At 69.4% G+C, this 18,021-nt stretch carries 17 protein-coding genes; 6 read left to right on the forward strand and 11 right to left on the reverse strand.

The annotated features are described in order from the left end of the window. Positions 1–142: 142 nt before the first annotated feature. From H7965_RS20980 to rutA, 5 genes are read right to left on the reverse strand one after another with little or no spacing between them, the layout of a single operon-like run. Positions 143–1,294, reverse strand: coding sequence for an ABC transporter substrate-binding protein (locus tag H7965_RS20980; RefSeq protein WP_186772540.1), 1,152 nt, complete (start codon positions 1,292–1,294; stop codon positions 143–145). Between the two features lie 16 nt (positions 1,295–1,310). Next, positions 1,311–2,204, reverse strand: coding sequence for an ABC transporter permease (locus H7965_RS20985; protein ID WP_186772541.1), 894 nt, complete (start codon positions 2,202–2,204; stop codon positions 1,311–1,313). Positions 2,205–2,206: 2 nt separating this feature from the next. Continuing rightward, the gene (locus tag H7965_RS20990) at positions 2,207–3,070 is read right to left on the reverse strand and encodes an ABC transporter permease (RefSeq protein ID WP_186772542.1); all 864 of its coding nucleotides are present in this window, start codon (positions 3,068–3,070) and stop codon (positions 2,207–2,209) included. After that, the gene (locus H7965_RS20995) at positions 3,067–4,158 is read right to left on the reverse strand and encodes an ABC transporter ATP-binding protein (protein WP_186772543.1); all 1,092 of its coding nucleotides are present in this window, start codon (positions 4,156–4,158) and stop codon (positions 3,067–3,069) included. Before H7965_RS20995 ends, H7965_RS20990 begins: the two co-directional genes overlap by 4 nt. Before the next feature lie 5 nt (positions 4,159–4,163). After that, a complete protein-coding gene (gene rutA, locus H7965_RS21000; RefSeq protein WP_186772544.1) occupies positions 4,164–5,246 on the reverse strand; it encodes a pyrimidine utilization protein A in 1,083 nt (360 codons plus the stop codon). A 507-nt stretch (positions 5,247–5,753) separates the two neighbouring features. On the opposite strand from rutA, the gene H7965_RS21005 reads away from it, so the two are divergent. The 3 genes from H7965_RS21005 (at position 5,754) to H7965_RS21015 (ending at position 9,594) form a co-directional block, all read left to right on the forward strand. Then, entirely contained in the window at positions 5,754–6,719 is a 966-nt protein-coding gene (locus H7965_RS21005; protein WP_186772545.1) for a Bug family tripartite tricarboxylate transporter substrate binding protein, read from the forward strand. A gap of 67 nt (positions 6,720–6,786) precedes the next feature. Continuing rightward, positions 6,787–8,367, forward strand: a complete 1,581-nt coding sequence (locus tag H7965_RS21010; protein ID WP_186772546.1) for an acyl-CoA synthetase — start codon at positions 6,787–6,789, stop codon at positions 8,365–8,367. 54 nt (positions 8,368–8,421) lie between these two features. Beyond that, positions 8,422–9,594, forward strand: a complete 1,173-nt coding sequence (locus H7965_RS21015; protein WP_186772547.1) for a multidrug effflux MFS transporter — start codon at positions 8,422–8,424, stop codon at positions 9,592–9,594. A gap of 107 nt (positions 9,595–9,701) precedes the next feature. On the opposite strand, the gene H7965_RS21020 is transcribed toward H7965_RS21015, so the two are convergent. The 6 genes from H7965_RS21020 to H7965_RS21045 form a co-directional block, all read right to left on the reverse strand. Then, complete coding sequence (locus tag H7965_RS21020; protein WP_186772548.1) at positions 9,702–11,327, reverse strand: acyl-CoA synthetase; 1,626 nt, start codon at positions 11,325–11,327, stop codon at positions 9,702–9,704. Between the two features lie 11 nt (positions 11,328–11,338). Continuing rightward, positions 11,339–12,139: an enoyl-CoA hydratase gene (locus H7965_RS21025; protein WP_186772549.1), complete on the reverse strand. Its 801-nt coding sequence runs from the start codon at positions 12,137–12,139 to the stop codon at positions 11,339–11,341. 161 nt (positions 12,140–12,300) lie between these two features. After that, entirely contained in the window at positions 12,301–12,798 is a 498-nt protein-coding gene (locus H7965_RS21030; protein ID WP_186772550.1) for a GNAT family N-acetyltransferase, read from the reverse strand. 561 nt (positions 12,799–13,359) lie between these two features. Continuing rightward, positions 13,360–13,758: a Zn-ribbon domain-containing OB-fold protein gene (locus H7965_RS21035; protein WP_186772551.1), complete on the reverse strand. Its 399-nt coding sequence runs from the start codon at positions 13,756–13,758 to the stop codon at positions 13,360–13,362. 80 nt (positions 13,759–13,838) lie between these two features. After that, complete coding sequence (locus H7965_RS21040) at positions 13,839–15,011, reverse strand: thiolase domain-containing protein (RefSeq protein WP_186772552.1); 1,173 nt, start codon at positions 15,009–15,011, stop codon at positions 13,839–13,841. 68 nt (positions 15,012–15,079) lie between these two features. Continuing rightward, positions 15,080–15,847, reverse strand: a complete 768-nt coding sequence (locus H7965_RS21045) for an SDR family oxidoreductase (protein WP_186772553.1) — start codon at positions 15,845–15,847, stop codon at positions 15,080–15,082. A gap of 115 nt (positions 15,848–15,962) precedes the next feature. On the opposite strand from H7965_RS21045, the gene H7965_RS31130 reads away from it, so the two are divergent. The 3 genes from H7965_RS31130 to H7965_RS21055 are packed head-to-tail and all read left to right on the forward strand — an operon-like array spanning position 15,963 to position 17,941. Then, the gene (locus H7965_RS31130; RefSeq protein ID WP_229682730.1) at positions 15,963–16,337 is read left to right on the forward strand and encodes a Rossmann-fold NAD(P)-binding domain-containing protein; all 375 of its coding nucleotides are present in this window, start codon (positions 15,963–15,965) and stop codon (positions 16,335–16,337) included. Next, complete coding sequence (locus H7965_RS31135) at positions 16,338–16,910, forward strand: NAD(P)-dependent oxidoreductase (protein ID WP_268239766.1); 573 nt, start codon at positions 16,338–16,340, stop codon at positions 16,908–16,910. Continuing rightward, positions 16,907–17,941, forward strand: a complete 1,035-nt coding sequence (locus H7965_RS21055) for an L-idonate 5-dehydrogenase (protein ID WP_186772554.1) — start codon at positions 16,907–16,909, stop codon at positions 17,939–17,941. Before H7965_RS31135 ends, H7965_RS21055 begins: the two co-directional genes overlap by 4 nt. Positions 17,942–18,021 lie beyond the last annotated feature (80 nt).

Raw genomic sequence — 18,021 nt, forward strand, 5'->3', positions numbered from 1 at the left:
GCAAAGGTCGATTCCCACTCCGCTGCCGCTTCGATCATGCGCCACCTCACCGGGCCGCACCTCAATCGGAACGTCCATCAGCTTACCAGCCGGGATCTCAGGCCAACAGAAATCTGCCGAAGTAGTGCTTGGAACCCTTGGATTATGCCGCCAGGAATTCGTTCCATTTCTCTGTATAGTACTCAAGGTTGGCTGGGCGGGTGTTCCAGACATAGACCTTGGCGGCGCGGTTCTCCAGCGAGCCGCCGTCGCGGCCGACGCCGCCATAGACCTCGGCGACCATCTGCGCCGGCAGGTAGTTCGCATAGGTATCGACGGTGGAGAAATAGCCGATCTCCGACTGCCGCGCCCCGGCGTAGCCTTCCAGCCAGAAATTCAGCCATTCATAGCAGGCATCGAGGTCGCGGGTGGAGGCGGAAATCGCCTGGCCAACGCACCAGGCGCGGTAGCCCTCCTTCGCCGCGGCATAGCGCACCGGCACGCCCTTGCCCGCGACCTCCACCACCACCGGCCACCAGGCATCGGCGATCCACACCTCCTCCGCGGCCATCAGGTTCACCAGCTCGCCATAGGCCCGCCAGAGCGCGCGGAAATGGCCTTCCTTCTTCTTCTCCTTGAGGAAGGCGACGACGGTATCGACCTCCTTCTCGGTCAGCCCGGTCGGATCCGTGCTCTCCGGCAGCAGGCCGAGTGCCTTCATGCCCAGCGCCGCATCCAGCATGCCCAGCCAGTCGATGCCGTAGAGCGCGGCCTTGCCGCGATACTTCGGATTGAACAGCTCGCCCCAGCTCAGCTCGTTGCCCTCGGCGGCGACGTGGCGGCTGTTGTAGCCGATACTGTCCATCTGGAAGAAGCAGGGCAGGAACAGCGAGCGGCTGCGCGCCGCATCGACATACATCATCCGCCCCGGGTTGGCGCCGAGACCGAGCGGCGAGTCCGGCGTCGCCCGCCCCTCGCGCAGCAGCGGATGCAGCTTGCCCCAATTGGCGATGCGGGAGGTGTCGATCGGCTGGATCAGCGTCTCGCCACTGGCGAAGGCGGCGAAGGGCGCATCGATGGTGACGCAATCGACCGGCGCGGTGCGCATGCGGTCGACGCGGGCCTGGGTGGAAGGGTTCACCCAGGGGCGCGGGATGATGCTGGTGCGCTTGGCGAATTCGCGGAGGATCGGCTCCCGCATGTCGAAGCTGGCGCCGGCGAGGTTGATCTGCCGCGCCCGGGCCCGGGAGATCCCGGGCAGCGCGAAACCCGAGGCCGCAGCGGCCCCGAGCAGATGGCGACGCTGGATCGTCATGGGTCGTGGCTCCTCGTCAGGGTTTGCGGGCCTGCACGCGGCGGCGCAGGACCCAGAAGGCGAAGGTGAAGATGCCGATGGCGATGAAGGAGAAGGCCGTGGTCGTGGTGCCGATCGCGTAGAGCTCCGGCGTCAGCTGCCGGTCGAGCTGGGCCATCACCGCCAGCGGCAGGGTGAGGTCGGCGCCCGTGGTGAAGAGGCTGCGCGGATACTCGTCGTAGGAGAGGGAAAAGCCGAACAGGCCGGCACCCATCACCCCGGGCAGCACGATCGGCAGGGTGACGCGACGGAAGGTGGTGAGGCGGGAGGCGCCAAGCGTCAGCGCCGCTTCCTCCAGCCGGGCATCGAAGCGGTTGAACACCGCCAGCATGGTCAGGAAGCCGAAGGGCAGGGTCCAGGTGACATGGGTGACGAAGGCTGTGGTGTCCCAGGACAGCTCGATACCCATCAGCCGCATCAGCAGCGCGAAGCCGAAGCCGACCAGTATGCCCGGCGCCATGATGCCGAGCAGCAGCAGGTAGAAGAACAGCCCGTTGCCGCGGAACCGCCCGCGCACCGCCTGCGCCGCCATCACCGCCAGCACGACGGTCGTCGCCGAGCAGGCCAGCGCCAGCAGGAAGCTGCGCGCCAGCGGCGGCTTGAAGTCGTTCATGATGGAGGCGTCCCACAGCTCCCGGTACCAGTGCAGCGAGACGCCGTTCATCGGGAAGGTGGTGCCGCCGGTCGGGCCGCTGAAGGACAGCAGGCCTAGGGTCAGGATCGGCAGCCATTGGTACAGCAGGAACAGCAGGGTGATGCCGCCGAGCATCCAGGCGGTGATGCGCGAGCGGGTCCGGTGGTCGAGGCGCCGCACGGCACGGCGCGGCGCGGCCGCCGGGGCTTCGGCCTTGGCGATTGTCACCTGCGTCATGGCTAGGCTCCGAGCTTGCGGATGTCGACCACGCGCAGCGCCAGCGCCACACCGGCCAGCATGCAGACCATCAGCAGCACCGCGACGACGGAGGCGAAGCGGAGCTGCGAGCCCTCGTAGAAATTCAGCACGAGGTTGCCGAGCAGCGCATGCTTGTTGCCGCCGATGGTGGCGACGGTGGCGAAATCCGCCATCACGTTCAGGAACACCAGCACCTGGCCGATGACCACGCCCGGCAGGGTCAGCGGGAAGATGATCCGCCGCCAGACGGTGAAGGGCGTCGCCTTCAGGGTCATCGCCGCCTCGCGCAGCGCCGGCGGGATGGTGTTCAGCATGTACACCACCGGCCCCGCCGCCAGCATGGTGTAGAGCGAGACCTGCGCCATGGTGATGCCGGCCATGGAATAGAGGAAGGCCTCGATTGGCGCCGAGGTCAGGCCGAGGAAGATCAGCGCCTGGTTGATCACCCCATTGACGCCGAGGAAGGGCACCCAGGCGATGGCGCGGATCAGCGTGCTGGTCCAGAAGGGGATGACGAAGGCCAGGAACAGCGCCGTGCGCCAGCGCGCGCTCTGCAGCTTCACCACCAGGAAATAGGCGATGCTGTAGCCGAGGGTGCCGGTGATCGCCATCAGCAGCGCCGCCTGGCCGAAGGTGGACAGCACGAGGCCCAGATAGGCGCCGTTGGAGAAGAAGCGGATGTAGTTGTCGAAGGTCAGCGGGCTGGCGGTGGAGAAGGCCCGGCCACCCCAGAAGGATACCCAGAGCAGCAGCAGAGTCGGCACCACCACCGCGGCCAGCATCCAGGCCGCCGCCGGCACGGCGAGCCAGTAGCTTGTGGGCGAGCCGGGGCGAATGGTGCTCATGGCGCGTGCAGCACCGCATCCTCGGCCCGCCAGCCGAGGTCGACCACTTGCCCGGTGACGAAGCGCGGCGCCAGCGCGCCGAACTGGTCGTATTTCAGCAGCGAGCCATCCGCCAGCTCCAGCACATGGCGGCGGACCGCGCCGAAGAACTCCACCGCAGTGCAGCGGCCGGTGACGCGGTTGCGCACCGCGGCATCCGGCTGGTCGATGATCCGCTCCGCCCGCACCGAGAAGGAAACCAGCGCGCCCGGCGCCGCGGTGTGCGCACCGGCCGGAACCAGGAACTCGCCGACCTCGGTGACGATGCGCAGCAGCCCGGCCTCGATGGCGCCGGCCTTGCCGCGGAAGACGTTGTTGCCCTGGACGAAGCCGGCGACGAAGGGGGTACGCGGCCGCGCCAGGATCTCCTCCGGCGGGCCCTGCTGCTCGATCCGCGCGTGGTTCATCACCACCACCAGATCACCAAGCGAGAAGGCCTCGTTCTGGTCGTGCGTCACCCAGATGAAGCTGATTCCGCTGCGCTGCTGCAGCAGCTTCAGCTCCAGCATCACCGTCTCACGCAGGCTGTAGTCGAGCGCGCCGATCGGCTCGTCCAGCAGCAGGATGCGCGGCTCGGTCACCATGGCCCGGGCCAGCGCCACCCGCTGCTTCTGCCCGCCGGACAGGCTGGCCGGCCGGCGGTCGGCCAGCGGCAGGATCTCGAAGCTGGCCAGCACCTCCCGCACCCGCGCCTCGATCTCGGCCCGCGGCCTGCCCTGCATCTCCAGCCCGAAGCCGATCTGCTTCGCCACGCTCATATGCGGAAACAGCGCGAAGTCCTGGAACATCATGGCGATGTCGCGCTTCCAGGGCGGGTCGCCGGTGACCTCGCGCCCGCCGATCAGAATGTCGCCGTCATCCGGCTCCTCAAGGCCCGCAATGCAGCGCAAGGTCGTGGTCTTGCCGCAGCCGGAGGGGCCGAGCAGGCAGACGAACTGCCCCTTGCCGACCTCCAGCGAGACGCCGTCCACCGCGGTGAAGCTGCCGTAGCGCTTGCGGATGCCACGCAGCTCGAGGTCGAGCTGGGTCAGCAGGGGGCCCTCCGGCATGGCGCTCAGGCCGCCGCGCGGGCCAGGTGCCGCCGGCTCTGCATCAGCGGCTGGATGCGGGTGCCGAATTGCTCCATGCCGATGAGGAAATCGTCGAAGGTCAGCATCACCCCGGCGAGGCCCGGCGTCTCCGCCAACGCATCCAGCTGCCGCGCCACCGTGGCGTAGGAGCCGATGAGGCGGAGCATGTTGGTCGGCAGGCGGTCGCTGCGCACCATCCGGCCGACGGTGCTGTGCGCCTCCGCCTTCACATCCGCGCCGGCCTGGGCGTCGCGCCAGGCCAGCGCCTCCAGGTCGGTGCCGGCGACGTAGTGGTGCCACTTCGCCATCGCTGCCTCGTCGGTCTCGTCGGCGATGATCATCATCAGCAGCATCGCCTTGCAGTTCGCCCCGGCGGCGGCGTTGGCGGCGATCAGCCGGGTGGTGTGCGGCGCCACCTGGGAGATGTCGTTGATGCCGCCGGCGCTGATGAAGTTGTAGTCGGCGTATTCCGCCGCGAATTGCATGCCGCGGTTGGATTGCCCGGCGGCGATGATGTCGATGTGCTTCGCCGCCGGCGTCGGGCTGACGCGGCAATCCGTCATCCGGAAGAACTCGCCCTTGAAGTCGGAGACGCCGCTGGCCCAGAGGTCCTTCATCACCTGGACGTATTCCGAGCAGTATTCGTAGCGCTTCTCGAAATGCCGCTCACCCGGCCAGATGCCCATCTGCTCGTACTCCGCCTTCTGCCAGCCGGAGACGATGTTCACCCCGAAGCGGCCATGGCTGATGCTGTCGATCGTCACCGCCATGCGCGCCAGCAGCGCCGGCGGCACGGTCAGCACCGCGACCGAGGCGAAGAGCTTGATGCGGGTGGTCACGGCCGCCAGCCCGGCCATCAGGGTGAAGCTTTCGAGGTTGTGGTCCCAGTACTGGCTCGGCCCGCCGAAGCCGCGGAGCTTGATCATCGAGAGCGCGAATTCGAAGCCGTATTGCTCTGCCTTGAGCGTGACTTCGCGGTTGAGGTCGAAGCTCGGCATGTATTGTGGCGAGGTGCTGGAGATCAGCCACCCATTGTTGCCGATGGGAAGGAAGACGCCGATGTCCATGCAGTGACCACTCCGCTTCGGAATTCCGGTGTGGGAGCCTAGCCGCTGCCGTCCGCATGCTGCACTGCGCAAGAGACCGAATTCAGATTAAAATAGCGCCGATCAAGGATGAAGCGCACAGTATGTTGGCGATAAGGACTATAGATGCCAAATTAAAGGGCGATTGACTCAGCCGGTGCGGCCACGGAGGTAATCTCCTCCGGCAGTCGCTTTGGTGCGTCCCTCCGTATCAGCCGGGCGTGGCGCACAGCCGCGAGGCGATGCCAGGTTGGCGCGCTTCCTCTGCTTCATCCTTAGCTGTCGTCGTCAGTGCCGCGCTGCCGGACGCCGCCGCTGTTCGCGCTGGCGCCGGCCCCGCCTATCGCGACTTGTGCGCCAGCCCCATCGCGGCGCCTCCGTGCGCCCTGCTGGAGGAGATGCCGCCGGAGTCAGGTCGATTGGCAATGTACCTCGGGGCCTGACTGGCCTTAGCATCCCGGGGAAGAAAAAAGCCTGGGAGGAAGACCTATGACCATCACCCGCCGTGGGCTTGGCGCGGCGCTGCTGGGCGGGCTGGCCGCCCCCGCGCTCGCGCAGGCGCCCGCCTGGCCCAACCGCCCCGTCCGGTTGATCAGCCCCTTCGCGCCCGGCGGCCCGCAGGATGTGCCGGGGCGCTTCTTCGTCGACGCCCTGACGCCGAAGCTCGGCCAGCCCATGGTCTATGACAGCCGAGCGGGGGCGGGCGGCTCGGTTGGCATGCAGCATGTCGCGCAGGCGACCGACGGGCACACCTTCCTCATCACCTCCAACGCCGTCGCCACCCTGCCGGCGATCCGCCGCGACCTCGGCTTCGATCCCTTCACCGACCTGCTGCCGGTGACGATGGTGATGCAGTCGCCCTACACTCTGGTCGTGCGTGCCAATGGTCCCGCAAGCCTGGCGGAGTTCCTCGCCCGCGCGCGGGAGGAGCCGAACCGCCTCACCTTCGGCAGCTCCGGCGTCGGCTCCTCGACGCATCTCACCATGGCGATGCTGATGCAGCAGGCGAAGGTGGACCTTACCCATGTGCCCTATCGCGGGTCGCAGCTCATCATGAGTGCGCTGCTGGCCGGCGACATCGACTGCTACACCGGCGATGTCTCCGTGCCGCTCGAGCATATCCGCGCCGGCACCGCCCGCTGCATCGCCGTGACCACCGCGGCGCGCGCGCCGCTGCTGCCGGATGTGCCGGCGGTCGGGGAGCTGGTGCCGGGCTATTCCTCGACGCTCTGGTACGGGCTGTTCGCAGCCAAGGCGACGGCGCCGGAGGCGATCCGGCGCATGCTGGCCGAGCTCGCGCCGCTGCGCGCGCCGGATGGCGACCTCGCCCGCCGCCTGTCGGAGCGCGGGGCGGAGCTGCTGCTGACCGGCCCGCAGCCGCTCGCCGAACGGCTGCGGGCTGAGGTCCCGCAATGGCGGGAGGTGGTGAAGGCGGCGGCGATCCAGGTCGAGTAGCGCGGCGGGGCCGGCGATTTACAGCCTCGGCCGGCCCGCTATCCTCGGCGCCACGGAGGACACGCGCATGGGCCCGGCGACAGCGATGAATCTCGGCCGGTTGCTGACCCAGACGGCGCGCCGGCTGCCCGACCACCTCGCCCTGGTCTGGGGCGAGCGGCGCTGGTCCTGGGCCGAGCTGGACAGGAGGGTGGACCGGCTGGTCGCGGTGCTGGCCGGGGCCGGCATCGGCAAGGGCGACCGGGTGATGGTCCACGCCCGCAACTCCAATGCGATGTTCGAGAGCATGTGGGCGACGTTCAAGCTCGGCGCCGTCTGGGTGCCGACGAATTTCCGCCTGACCCCGGCCGAGGTCGCCGGCCTCGCCGAGACCGCCCGGCCGCGCGCCCTGCTGCGCGACCGCGGCTTCGCCGCCCATGCCGATGCGGTGCGCGCCACCGGCCACGCGCCCTTCGTCCTGGCGGTGGGCGATGCGCGGGAGGGGGAGCAGGATTACGAGGCCGCGCTCGCCGCCGCCGCCCCGCCGCCGCCCGACCATGAGGCGCCGGTCGCCTATGACGACCCGATCTGGTTCTTCTTCACCTCCGGCACCACCGGCCGGCCGAAGGCGGCGGTGCTGACGCATGGCCAGCTCGCCTTCTGCGTCAACAATCAGCTCGCCGACCTCTACCCCGGCACCACCGAGGCCAGCGCCTCCCTGGTCGTCGCTCCGCTGTCGCATGGCGCCGGCATCCACCAGCTCGGCCAGGTGGCGCGCGGCGCCCGCAGCGTGCTGCTGCCGACCGAGCGGCTGGATGCCGAGGAAGCCTGGCGGCTGGTGGAGGAGCACCGCATCGACAACATCTTCACCGTGCCGACCATCCTGAAGGCGCTGGTCGAGCATCCGGCGGTGGACCGCACCGACCACTCCAGCCTGCGCCACGTCATCTACGCCGGGGCGCCGATGTACCGCGCCGACCAGATCCTGGCGCTGCAAAAGCTCGGCCCCTGCCTGGTGCAGTATTTCGGCCTTGGCGAGGTGACTGGCAACATCACCGTGCTGCGGCCCGACCAGCACAGCCTGGCGGAGGATGCCGGCGGCATCCCCATCGGCAGCTGCGGCAGCGCCCGCACCGGGATGGAGATCGCCATCCTCGACGACGCCGGGCAGCGCCTGCCGCCGGGCGAGACCGGCGAGATCTGCGTCCGCGGCGCCGCCGTCTTCGCCGGCTATTTCGAGAATCCGGAGGCGAACGAGAAGGCCTTCCGCGGCGGCTGGTTCCACACCGGCGACCTCGGCACCCTGGATGCGCGCGGCTTCCTCAGCATCACCGGCCGGGCATCCGACATGTACATATCGGGTGGCAGCAACGTCTATCCGCGCGAGGTGGAGGAGGCGATCCTGACCCATCCTGCGGTGCTGGAGTGCGCCGTGGTCGGGCTGCCGCACCCGCGCTGGGGGGAGGCGGGCGTCGCCGCCGTGGTGCCGCGCGACGGCGCCACGCTGGATGAGGCGGCGGTGCTGCGCCACCTGGCCGACCGCATCGCCCGCTACAAGCAGCCGCTGCGCGTGGTGCTGTGGGAGGCGCTGCCGAAATCCGGCTATGGCAAGATCCCGAAGGCACTGGTCCAGCAGCGATTGCGGGATGATGGCGTAAGCTTCACCTGAAACAGTCGTGCTGGCCCATGGTGCAGCGCAGCATGCGGTGCTAACCCCCGGGCGATGCAACCGGTCGCCCTGAGCCTTACGCTCATTCTTGGCGCCATGTCGGCCTTCGGACCGCTGGCGACCGACATGTACCTTCCCGCCTTTCCGGTCATCCGCCTCGGGCTCGGCACCGATGCCGGTGCGGTGCAACGGACCCTGGCGGCCTTCTTCGCCGGCATGGCGCTGGCGCAGCTGGTCTATGGACCGCTCGCCGACCGTTTCGGCCGCAAGCCGCCGGCCATGGTGGGTCTGGCCATCTTCACCGCTGGCTCGCTCGGCTGCGCGCTGACCAGCGATATCGACTGGTTCACCGCATGGCGCTTCGTCCAGGGGATCGGCGGCTGCGCTGGCATGGTGATGGCCCGCGCCATCGTCCGCGACCTGACCCAGGGCAGTGCCTCGGTGCGGTTGATGTCGCAGCTCATGCTGGTGTCCGGCATGGCGCCCATCCTGGCGCCCTCCATCGGCAGCGCGCTGCTGACGGTGGCCGATTGGCGGGCGATCTTCTGGGTGCTGGCGCTCTACAGTGCCGGGCTCGCCGTGGTGGTATGGCTCGGGCTGCGGGAAAGCCTGCCGGCGGAGCGGCGGCGGAAGGATGGGCTGGGGGGTGTCCTGCAGGTCTATGCCCGGCTGCTGGGCAACCGGCATTTCCTCGGACACGCGCTGTCGGGCGCGCTGCCGGCGGCGGGGATGTTCGCCTATATCGGCGGTTCACCCTTCGTCTTCATGGATCTGCACGGGGTGGCGCCGGCGCATTACGGCATGTTCTTCGGCCTCAATGCCTTCGGCATCATGCTGGTGGCGCAGGTCAACGCCCGGTTCGCCCGCCGCATCGCGCCGGAGCGGGCGCTGACCCTGGTGCTGGGCTTCATGGCAGTGGTCGGGCTGCTGCTGCTGGGCGTGGCGGCGACCGGGGCGGGCGGCTTCCCGGCGATCGCCGCGCTGCTGTTCTGCTATGTCGCCTGCATCGGCGCCACCATGCCGCTGGCGACGACGGTGGCGATGGCGCCGCAGGGCAGGGTGGCCGGCAGCGCCTCGGCGCTGATCGGCACGCTGCAGTTCGGCCTGGGCGCGCTGGCCGGCTGGATGGTCGGCGCACTGCACGATGGAACCGCGGTGCCGATGGCGCTGGGCGTGGCCCTCGCCGGCGTGGGCGGGTTGCTGGCGAAGACGCTGCTGGCGCGGTAGCGCGCCTTCGGGCTGACCGGCAAGCGCCGGAAGCGGCCCTGCAACGCCACCCTGTGCGCGGGGAAGCCCGCGCATGACGGCAAGGGGAGAGGGCGGGTTTCTTCCCTTCAGTCGCCGCGCGCCTGGCCGCGCAGGATGTGCTTCTGGATCTTGCCGGTGCTGGTCCGCGGCAGCTCGGTGAAGATGACCTGCTTCGGCGCCTTGAAGCCGGCCAGATGCTCACGGACGAAGGCGATCAACTCCGCCTCCGTCGCCGCCGCATCCGACTTCAGCTCGACGAAGGCGCAGGGCACCTCGCCCCATTTCTCGTCCGGCTTTGCCACCACCGCGGCCAGCGCCACGGCGGGGTGGCGGTACAGCGCCTCCTCCACCTCGATGGAGCTGATGTTCTCGCCGCCCGAGATGATGATGTCCTTCGAGCGGTCCTTCAGCTGCACATAGCCATCCGGGTATTTCACCGCGAGGTCGCCGGTGTGGAACCAGCCGCCGGCGAAAGCCGCCTCGGTCGCCGCCTTGTCCTTGAGGTAGCCCTTCATCACCACATTGCCGCGCATCATCACCTCGCCCATGGTCACGCCATCGGCGGGTACCGGCTCCAGGGTGACCGGGTCGCGCACCTCGAGGGCTTCCAGCGCCTGATAGCGCACGCCCTGCCGCGCCATCAGCCTGGCCTGTTCCGGTGGCGGCAGCGCGTCCCAGGCGCGGTTCCATTCGTTGACCACGGCGGGGCCGTAGCATTCGGTGAGACCATAGACATGCAGCACGGCGAAGCCGGCGGCGCGCATCCGTCCCAGCACCGCTTCCGGCGGCGGCGCCCCGGCGACGACGAATTGCACCTGGTGCGGCAGCGGGCGCTGCTCGGCCGCCGGTGTGTCCAGCAGCGTCGCCATCACCACCGGCGCGCCGCACATATGGGTGACGCCATGCTCCGCCATCAGCGCCCACATCGCCGCGCCGCGCACCGCCCGCAGGCAGACATGGGTGCCGGCGACGGCGGTGACGGTCCAGGGGAAGCACCAGCCGTTGCAATGGAACATCGGCAGGCTCCAGAGATAGACCGGATGCCGTGCCATGCTGGCGGACAGCACATTGCCCGTCGCCAGCAGCTGCGCCCCGCGGTGGTGGTAGACCACGCCCTTCGGCCTTCCTGTGGTGCCGGAGGTGTAGTTCAGCGTGATGGCATCCCATTCGTCGCGCGGCGGCGCCCAGGCATAGGCCGGATCGCCCTCCGCAAGCAGCGCCTCATAGCCGATCCCGCCCATGGTCTGCGCCCGCGCCGCCGCCGGCGCTTCCGGGTCATCCACCTCGATCACCAGCGGCGCGGCGCCGGAGATGGCAAGCGCCGCGCGCAGCACCGGCACCAGCTCGCGGTCGACGATGACCGCCTTCGCCTCGCCATGGCTCAGGATGTAGCTGATGGTGTCGGCGTCGAGCCTTGTGTTGATGGTGTTCAGCACGCCACCCGCCATGGGCACGCCATAGTGGCATTCCAGCATTTCCGGGATGTTCGGCAGCAGCGCCGCCACCGTGTCGCCGCGACCGATGCCGCGCGCCGCCAGCGCCGAGGCCAGCCGCACGCAGCGCTCCCGCAGGCTGCGGTAGTCGCGCCGCAGCGCGCCATGCACCACGGCGAGGTGGTCCGGAAACACCGCCGCCGCGCGTTCCAGGAACAGCAGCGGCGTCAGCGGCTGGTGGTTGGCGGGATTCCGCCCGAGGCCGGTGTCGTAATCCATCGCTGCCCGTCCTACTCGTGCCGCCATTCCGGCTTGCGCTTGCCGAGGAAGGCGCCGATGCCTTCCGCCGCATCCGCCGCCAGCAGGTTCTCGACCATCACCTGGCCGGCCGTCGCATAGGCTTCGGCCAGCGGCTGCGCCGCCTGCATGTTGAAGCCACGCTTGCCCATGCGCAGCGCGACGGCAGAGCGGGCGGCGACGCGCTGGGCCAGCGCCATGGCCGCCGGCAGCGCCTCGCCGGCCGGCACCACGCGGTTGACCAGCCCCATGCGCAGCGCCTCATCCGCCGGGATCATCTCGCCGAGCAGCAGCATCTCCATCGCCGCCTTGCGCGGTACGGCGCGGGCCAGCGCCACGCCAGGCGTGGTGCAGAACAGCCCGATGTCCACGCCAGGAGTGCAGAATCCGGCGCCCTCGGCAGCCACCACCAGGTCGCAGCTCGCGGCGAGCTGGCAGCCGGCGGCGGTGGCGATGCCCTCCACCGCGGCGACGACCGGCTGCGGCAGGGTGACCACCGACTGCATCACCGCGCTGCAGGCCGCCATGGTCTCGGCGAAGAAAGCGGCGCCGCCATCGGCATCGGTGCGGTGCGCGGCGATCTCCTTCAGGTCGTGGCCGGCGGAGAAGGCGCGGCCCTCGGCGGCGATCACCACGCAGCGGATGGCCTCATCCCCGCCAACCTCGTCCAGCGCCGCCTGCAGCGCGGCGATCATGGCAAGGGAGAGGCTGTTGCGCGCTGCCGGCCGGTTGAGGGTGAGCAGAGCGACCGCGCCCACATCCTGGCGCAGCACGGCGGGCGAATTGTCGAGCATCCGGCGTCTCCCTTGGCGGCTTAGTATCGCGTCCCGGGCCGGCGCGGGGCAAGGGCGGGAAGGCTTTCTGCACCTTCCGGGTGGCGCTGACGGATCGATCCGCGGGGACGGGATGGCCGGGCCCGCAACCCCGCCTCTGCCACGGAAACGGAGGTTTTGGGTCAGCTTTCCAGAAAGGCGCGGTGATAATCGACCATTCCTCTGGGTTGTTCTTGTCCGAAGCCGAACCGCTGGAAGTACTCCGCAGGCACGTCGCCGTACCGGAGAGCAGGATCACTGCTGAAGCCGAAGCGAGCGTAATAGGCTGGATCACCCAGGACGACGCAGCCTTGGGCGCCCTGCTTCCTGAGTTCGTCGAGACCCGCGCGAATCAACGCCTGCCCAATGCCGCTTCGCTGCCTGTCGCTTCGGACTGCCACCGGACCCAGGCCGAACCGGCCCGTTGCCACCCCATCAATCGTGACCGGGGAGAAGGCGACATGGCCGATGACCTCGCCCTCATCCTCTGCGACCAGAGAGATGGTCAATGCGCCGTCCCGCCGGAGGGCGTCCACTATGACGGTTTCCGTGCCGCTGCTGTGCGGTGCATCCGTGAATGCCTCCGCCACGACGGCGCGGATTGCTTGGATATCGGAAAATTCTTCGGGCCGGATTTTCATGCCTTGCTGTTGCCCCCTTTACTCTCGGGGATCAAGCAGGGCCATCTCGTTGCAAAAGCGGTCGATTACGGAACAGGCTGGGCCGCCTAGGTCCACTGTCCACCCACAGCAACGGCTTCTACGTGGGTTTCACCTTGAGGGGCGCGTTGTCGTGGAGCCGGTAAAGGCGCCCTCTCGTTCTCGACTTGGAATTTTTGGCGTCGCGGAGAACTGCACCAGCCTCAGCGCTGATTGCTCGACCCAAGCGTCGGTGGTGAGACGGCGATAGGACCCACCATGCACAAGCCCACGCCGGGGTCATGGGAGGCGGGGAGGCGCTTGCCTCCCCGGTGAAGGGTGGGGGCAGAACCCCCGATTTGGAACTCCCCACAAAACCGCTTCGCAGTTTTGCGGGGGCCCCGATGATCCCCTCCCGATCGGCGCTTCGGCACGCCTTCCGCGGCAAAGCCGCGGAAGGACACCAGGACGTGTCCGGTGTTGATAGGCACTCTTAGTGCCTTGATCCTAAAAATGTTTTCCAATGCTGGCGCCTGACGGGGGCCGTCCTGGCGCCAAGCCCCGTCAGGCCGGGGTGAACATCGTCGCCGGCGGGGAATCGCCCTGGGTCGGCTTGAAGACGACCTTCACCTTCTGGCCGATCTTCAGGCTGTCCAGATCGCAGTCGACGATGTTGGTGAAGACGCGCACGCCCTCATCCAGCTCGACATAGGCGACGCAGTACGGCTCCTTCGTCCGCATCACCGTGTAGGTGTAGATGGTGCCGGTACCCTTGGCCTGCACCAGCTCGACATTGTTCGAGAGGGTGAAGGGGGAGCAGCCGCGCGGGTACCAGAAATGCTTGTTCGTGTCCTTGCAGAGGCCGATCAGCAGCCGGCCTTCACGGGCGGCGTCGAAATAGGGCTTGTTGGTCGGGTCCACCTGGATGGCGGGAAGGGTGCGGTTGGAAGCTGGCGTTGCCATGGTCTTGTCTCCTTGAGGTCGGCCGAGTCACGCTTGCGCGCCTTGCGGCGCGCCTTGCGGCGCGCCGGCGATCGGGCGACTCACTCCCTCTCCAGGATGACGGTCGCGCTGCCGTGCCGCGTGCCGAGCAGCCCGCCGGTGCCATGCGCCAGCGCCAGGGTGCAGCCCGGCACCTGCACCTTCGGATGCGCCTCGCCGCGCAGTTGCCGCACCGCCTCGATCACCTTGGTCATGCCGCCGCGGTTGGCCGGGTGGTTGTTGCAGAGCCCGCCGCCATCGGTGTTGAAGGGCAGCTTGCCGACGCCGCTGATGAGATTGCCGTCGCTGACGAATTTCCCGCCCTGGCCCTTCTCGCAAAAGCCGAGATCCTCCAGCTGCATCAGCACGGTGATGGTGAAGCTGTCGTAGATGCTGGCGTACTGGATGTCCTGCGGCGTCACCCCGGCTTCCTCGAAGGCGCGCGGGCCGGACCAGCGGGCGCCGGAGAAGGTTACGTCGGTGTAGCCGGCATTCTGGTTCTTGGTCGCCTCGCCATGGCCCTTCACCTTGACCAGCGGGCGCTTCAGCGACTTCGCGATCTCCGGCCGGGTGATGATCAGCGCGCCGCCGCCATCCGAGATCACGCAGCAATCCAGCCGGTGCAGCGGGTCGGAGACCATGGGCGAGTTCACCACATCCTCGACCGTCACCACCTTGCGCAGCATCGCATGCTCGTTCCACTGCGCGTGGTGGCTGGCCGCGACCTTGATCCAGGCGAGCTGCTCGCTGGTGGTGCCGAACTCATGCATGTGGCGCATCGCGCACATCGCGTAGACATTGGCGACGGTGCGGCCATAGACCATCTCGAAGGGGTCGTCCGGCACATTGGCGCCCCAGGTGCGCGGCGCGGTGCCGGTCGCCATCGCTTCGGCCCGCGGCCGCCCGGCCAGGGTCACCAGCGCGACGTCGCAGAGGCCGAGCGCGATCGCCTCCGCCGCGTGGCCCACATGCAGCACGTAGGAGGAACCGCCGACATCGGTGCTGTCGAGGTGCCTGAGCTTCGTCAGGCCAAGGTAGTCGGCCATGTTCAGCGGGCCAAGGCCGGGCGCGGCGCCGGTGCAGAAATAGCCGTCGATGTCGTCCTTGGAGAGGCCGGCATCCTGCAAGGCGCCGAAGGCGACCTCGGCATGGAGTTGCGCCACGGATTTGTCGTCGGCCTTGCGCGTCGGGTGCTCATAGGCCCCGACGATGTAGGCCTTGCCGTTGATGCTCATGGGTGGTCAGCCCCTCCCTTGGAATGGCGCGCAACCTCGCCTTGCGCGCGGCGGGCGTCAAGCCGGGCTCATACCACGCTGGTCAGCCCGCCATCGACATAGAGCAGGTGACCGTTGACGTAGCTCGATGCGTCGGAGGCAAGGAAGACCGCCGCTCCCACCAGCTCCGGCAGCTCGCCCCAGCGGCCGGCGGGCGTGCGCTTGCAGAGCCAGTCGTTGAACTCCGGGTTGGCGCGCAGCGGCGCGGTCAGCTCGGTACTGAAATAGCCGGGGGCGATGCCGTTGCACTGGATGCCGTGCTTCGCCCAGTCGGCGCACATCGCCTTGGTCAGCATGCCGATGGCGCCCTTGGTCGCGGTATAGGGGCCTGTCGTCGCGCGGCCGAGCATGCTCATCACGCTGCAGGTGTTGATGATCTTGCCCTGGCCGCGCGCCACCATCCCCTTCGCCACCGCGCGGGCGCAGTAGAAGGCGCTGTGCAGGTTGGTGGCGATGACGGTGTGCCAGGTCTCGTCCGGCATCTCGTGCAGCGCGCCGCGCAGGTTCACCCCGGCATTGTTGCAGAGGATGCCGACCGGGCCGAGCTCCGCCTCGATCCGCGCCACGCCGGCATCCACCGCGGCGCTGTCGGTGACGTCGAAGGCGGCGATGTCCACCGCCAGCCCATCCGCCTTCAGCCGCGCCGCCGCCGCTTCCAGCTTCGCCCGGTCGCGGCCGTTCAGCACCACCGCCGCCCCGGCCTCCGCCAGCCCGCGGGCCAGGGCCAGGCCGATCCCCTGGCTGGATCCGGTGATCAGGGCGCGCCGCCCGGTGAGGTCGAACAGCTTGAGCGACATGGATCCATCCCCTGACACGGCCAGCCCGTTGATGTCACGGCAGTCTCCGCCATGAGGCGTTCCGCCGGGCGGCGATCTGCTTTACTTCTCCCGCAAACAAGCAGGGGACGCCCGCATGGACAAGCCGGAGCTTCTGGTGCTGGGCGATCTGCCCGACTGGGACCTCGCCGCCATGGCCGAGCGTTACACCCTGCACCTGCTCTATGAAGCGCCAGACCCGGAGGCCCTGCTGGCGCGCCACGCCGGGAATATCCGCGGCATCGTCACCAAGGGCGAGATCGGCGCTAGCGCGGCCCTGCTGGACCGGCTGCCGAGGCTGGAGATCGTCGCCTGCTACGGCGTCGGCGTCGATGCCATCGACCGGCCCTGGTGCGCCGCCCATGGCATTCCGGTCACCAACACCCCGGATGTGCTGACCGAGGATATGGCCGACATGGCCTTCGCCCTGCTGCTCGGCGCGGCGCGGCGCATCCCCGCCGCCGATGCCTGAGTGCGGCAGGGGCGCTGGGCGACGGAGGGGTCGATGCCGCTGACCACGCGGGTCTGGGGCAAGCGGCTCGGCATCGTCGGGCTGGGGCGGATCGGCCGGGCGGTGGCGCGGCGGGCGGAGGGGTTCGGCATGCCGGTCGCCTACAGCGGCCGGGCAAAGAAGCCGGACCTTCCCTATGCCTATTACCCGACCCCGGCGGCGCTGGCGCCGCAGGTGGAGATCATGGTCTGCTGCGCCATGGGCGGCCCCACGACCCAGGGGCTGATTGACGCTGCGGCGATCGCCGCCCTGCCGCCCGGGGCGATCTTCGTCAATGTCTCGCGCGGCTCCTGCGTCGATGAGCCGGCGCTGCTGGCGGCGATCCGCGCCGGCCGCATCGGGCTGGCCGCGCTCGACGTGTTCTGGAACGAGCCGGCGATCGCCGCCGAACTCAGCACTCTGCCGAATGTCCTGCTGGCGCCGCATGCCGCCAGCGGCACGGTGGAGACCAGGAAGGCCATGGGCCGGCTGATGCAGGACAACCTCGCCGCCCATTTCGCCGGCCGGCCCCTGCCGACGGAGATCCGGCCATGAGCCGCGCCATCGTCATCCACGGCCCCCGCGACCTGCGGGTGGAGGCGCGGGAGGACGCAGCGCCGGGGGCGGGCCAGATCGCTATCCGCATCGGCCGCGGCGGCATCTGCGGCTCCGATCTGCATTACTACCAGCACGGCGGCTTCGGCGCGGTCCGGCTGCGGGAGCCGATGGTGCTGGGGCATGAGATCGCCGGCACCGTCGCGGCGCTCGGGGAGGGGGTCTCCGGTCTCGCGGTGGGCCAGGCGGTTGCGGTGAACCCCAGCCTGCCCTGCGGCGCCTGCCGGCATTGCCTGGGCGACCGGCCGAACCACTGCCTCGACATGCGCTTCTACGGCAGCGCCATGCGGCTGCCGCATGTCCAGGGCGGCTTCTCCGAGACGCTGGTCTGCGAGGCCGCCCGCGCGGTGCCGCTGCCGCCCGGCATGACGCTGGAATGCGCCGCCTTCGCCGAGCCGCTGGCGGTCTGCCTGCACGCCGCCCGCCAGGCCGGGTCGCTGCTCGGGGCGCGGGTGCTGGTCACCGGGGCGGGGCCGATCGGCAATCTCGCCATCGCCGTGGCGCGGCATGCCGGGGCCCGCGAGATCGTGGTCACCGACCTGCATGCGACACCGCTGCTGACCGCGCGGCGGATGGGCGCGGACCGCACCGTCGCGGTCGGCGAGGACACCGAGGCGCTGGCCTCCTACGCCCTGGACAAGGGGCATTTCGACGTGGTGTTCGAGGCCTCGGGCAGCGGCGCGGCGCTGGCCGCGGCCATCCAGGTGGCGCGGCCGCAGGCCACCATCGTCCAGCTTGGCCTCGGCGGCGATGTCGGCCTGCCGCTCTCGGCACTGGTGGCGAAGGAGATCACCCTGCGCGGCACCTTCCGCTTCCACGCGGAATTCGCCCTGGCGGTGGAGGTGCTGGCGCGCGGCGGCATCGATCCCATGCCGCTGCTGAGCGCGACCCTGCCGGCCGAGGAGGCGGTGGCGGCCTTCGAACTGGCCGGCGACCGCAGCCGGGCGATGAAGGTGCAGCTCAGCTTCTGAGCCGGCCCGCGGGGCGATGGCCCGGCCCCGGCTTGATCGGGGCGCCCCGCTGGACCAATCTCGGCCGCAGACCAGGAAGG

It is taken from the genome of Siccirubricoccus deserti (assembly GCF_014283215.1).
Classification (GTDB): Bacteria; Pseudomonadota; Alphaproteobacteria; order Acetobacterales; family Acetobacteraceae; genus Siccirubricoccus; species Siccirubricoccus deserti.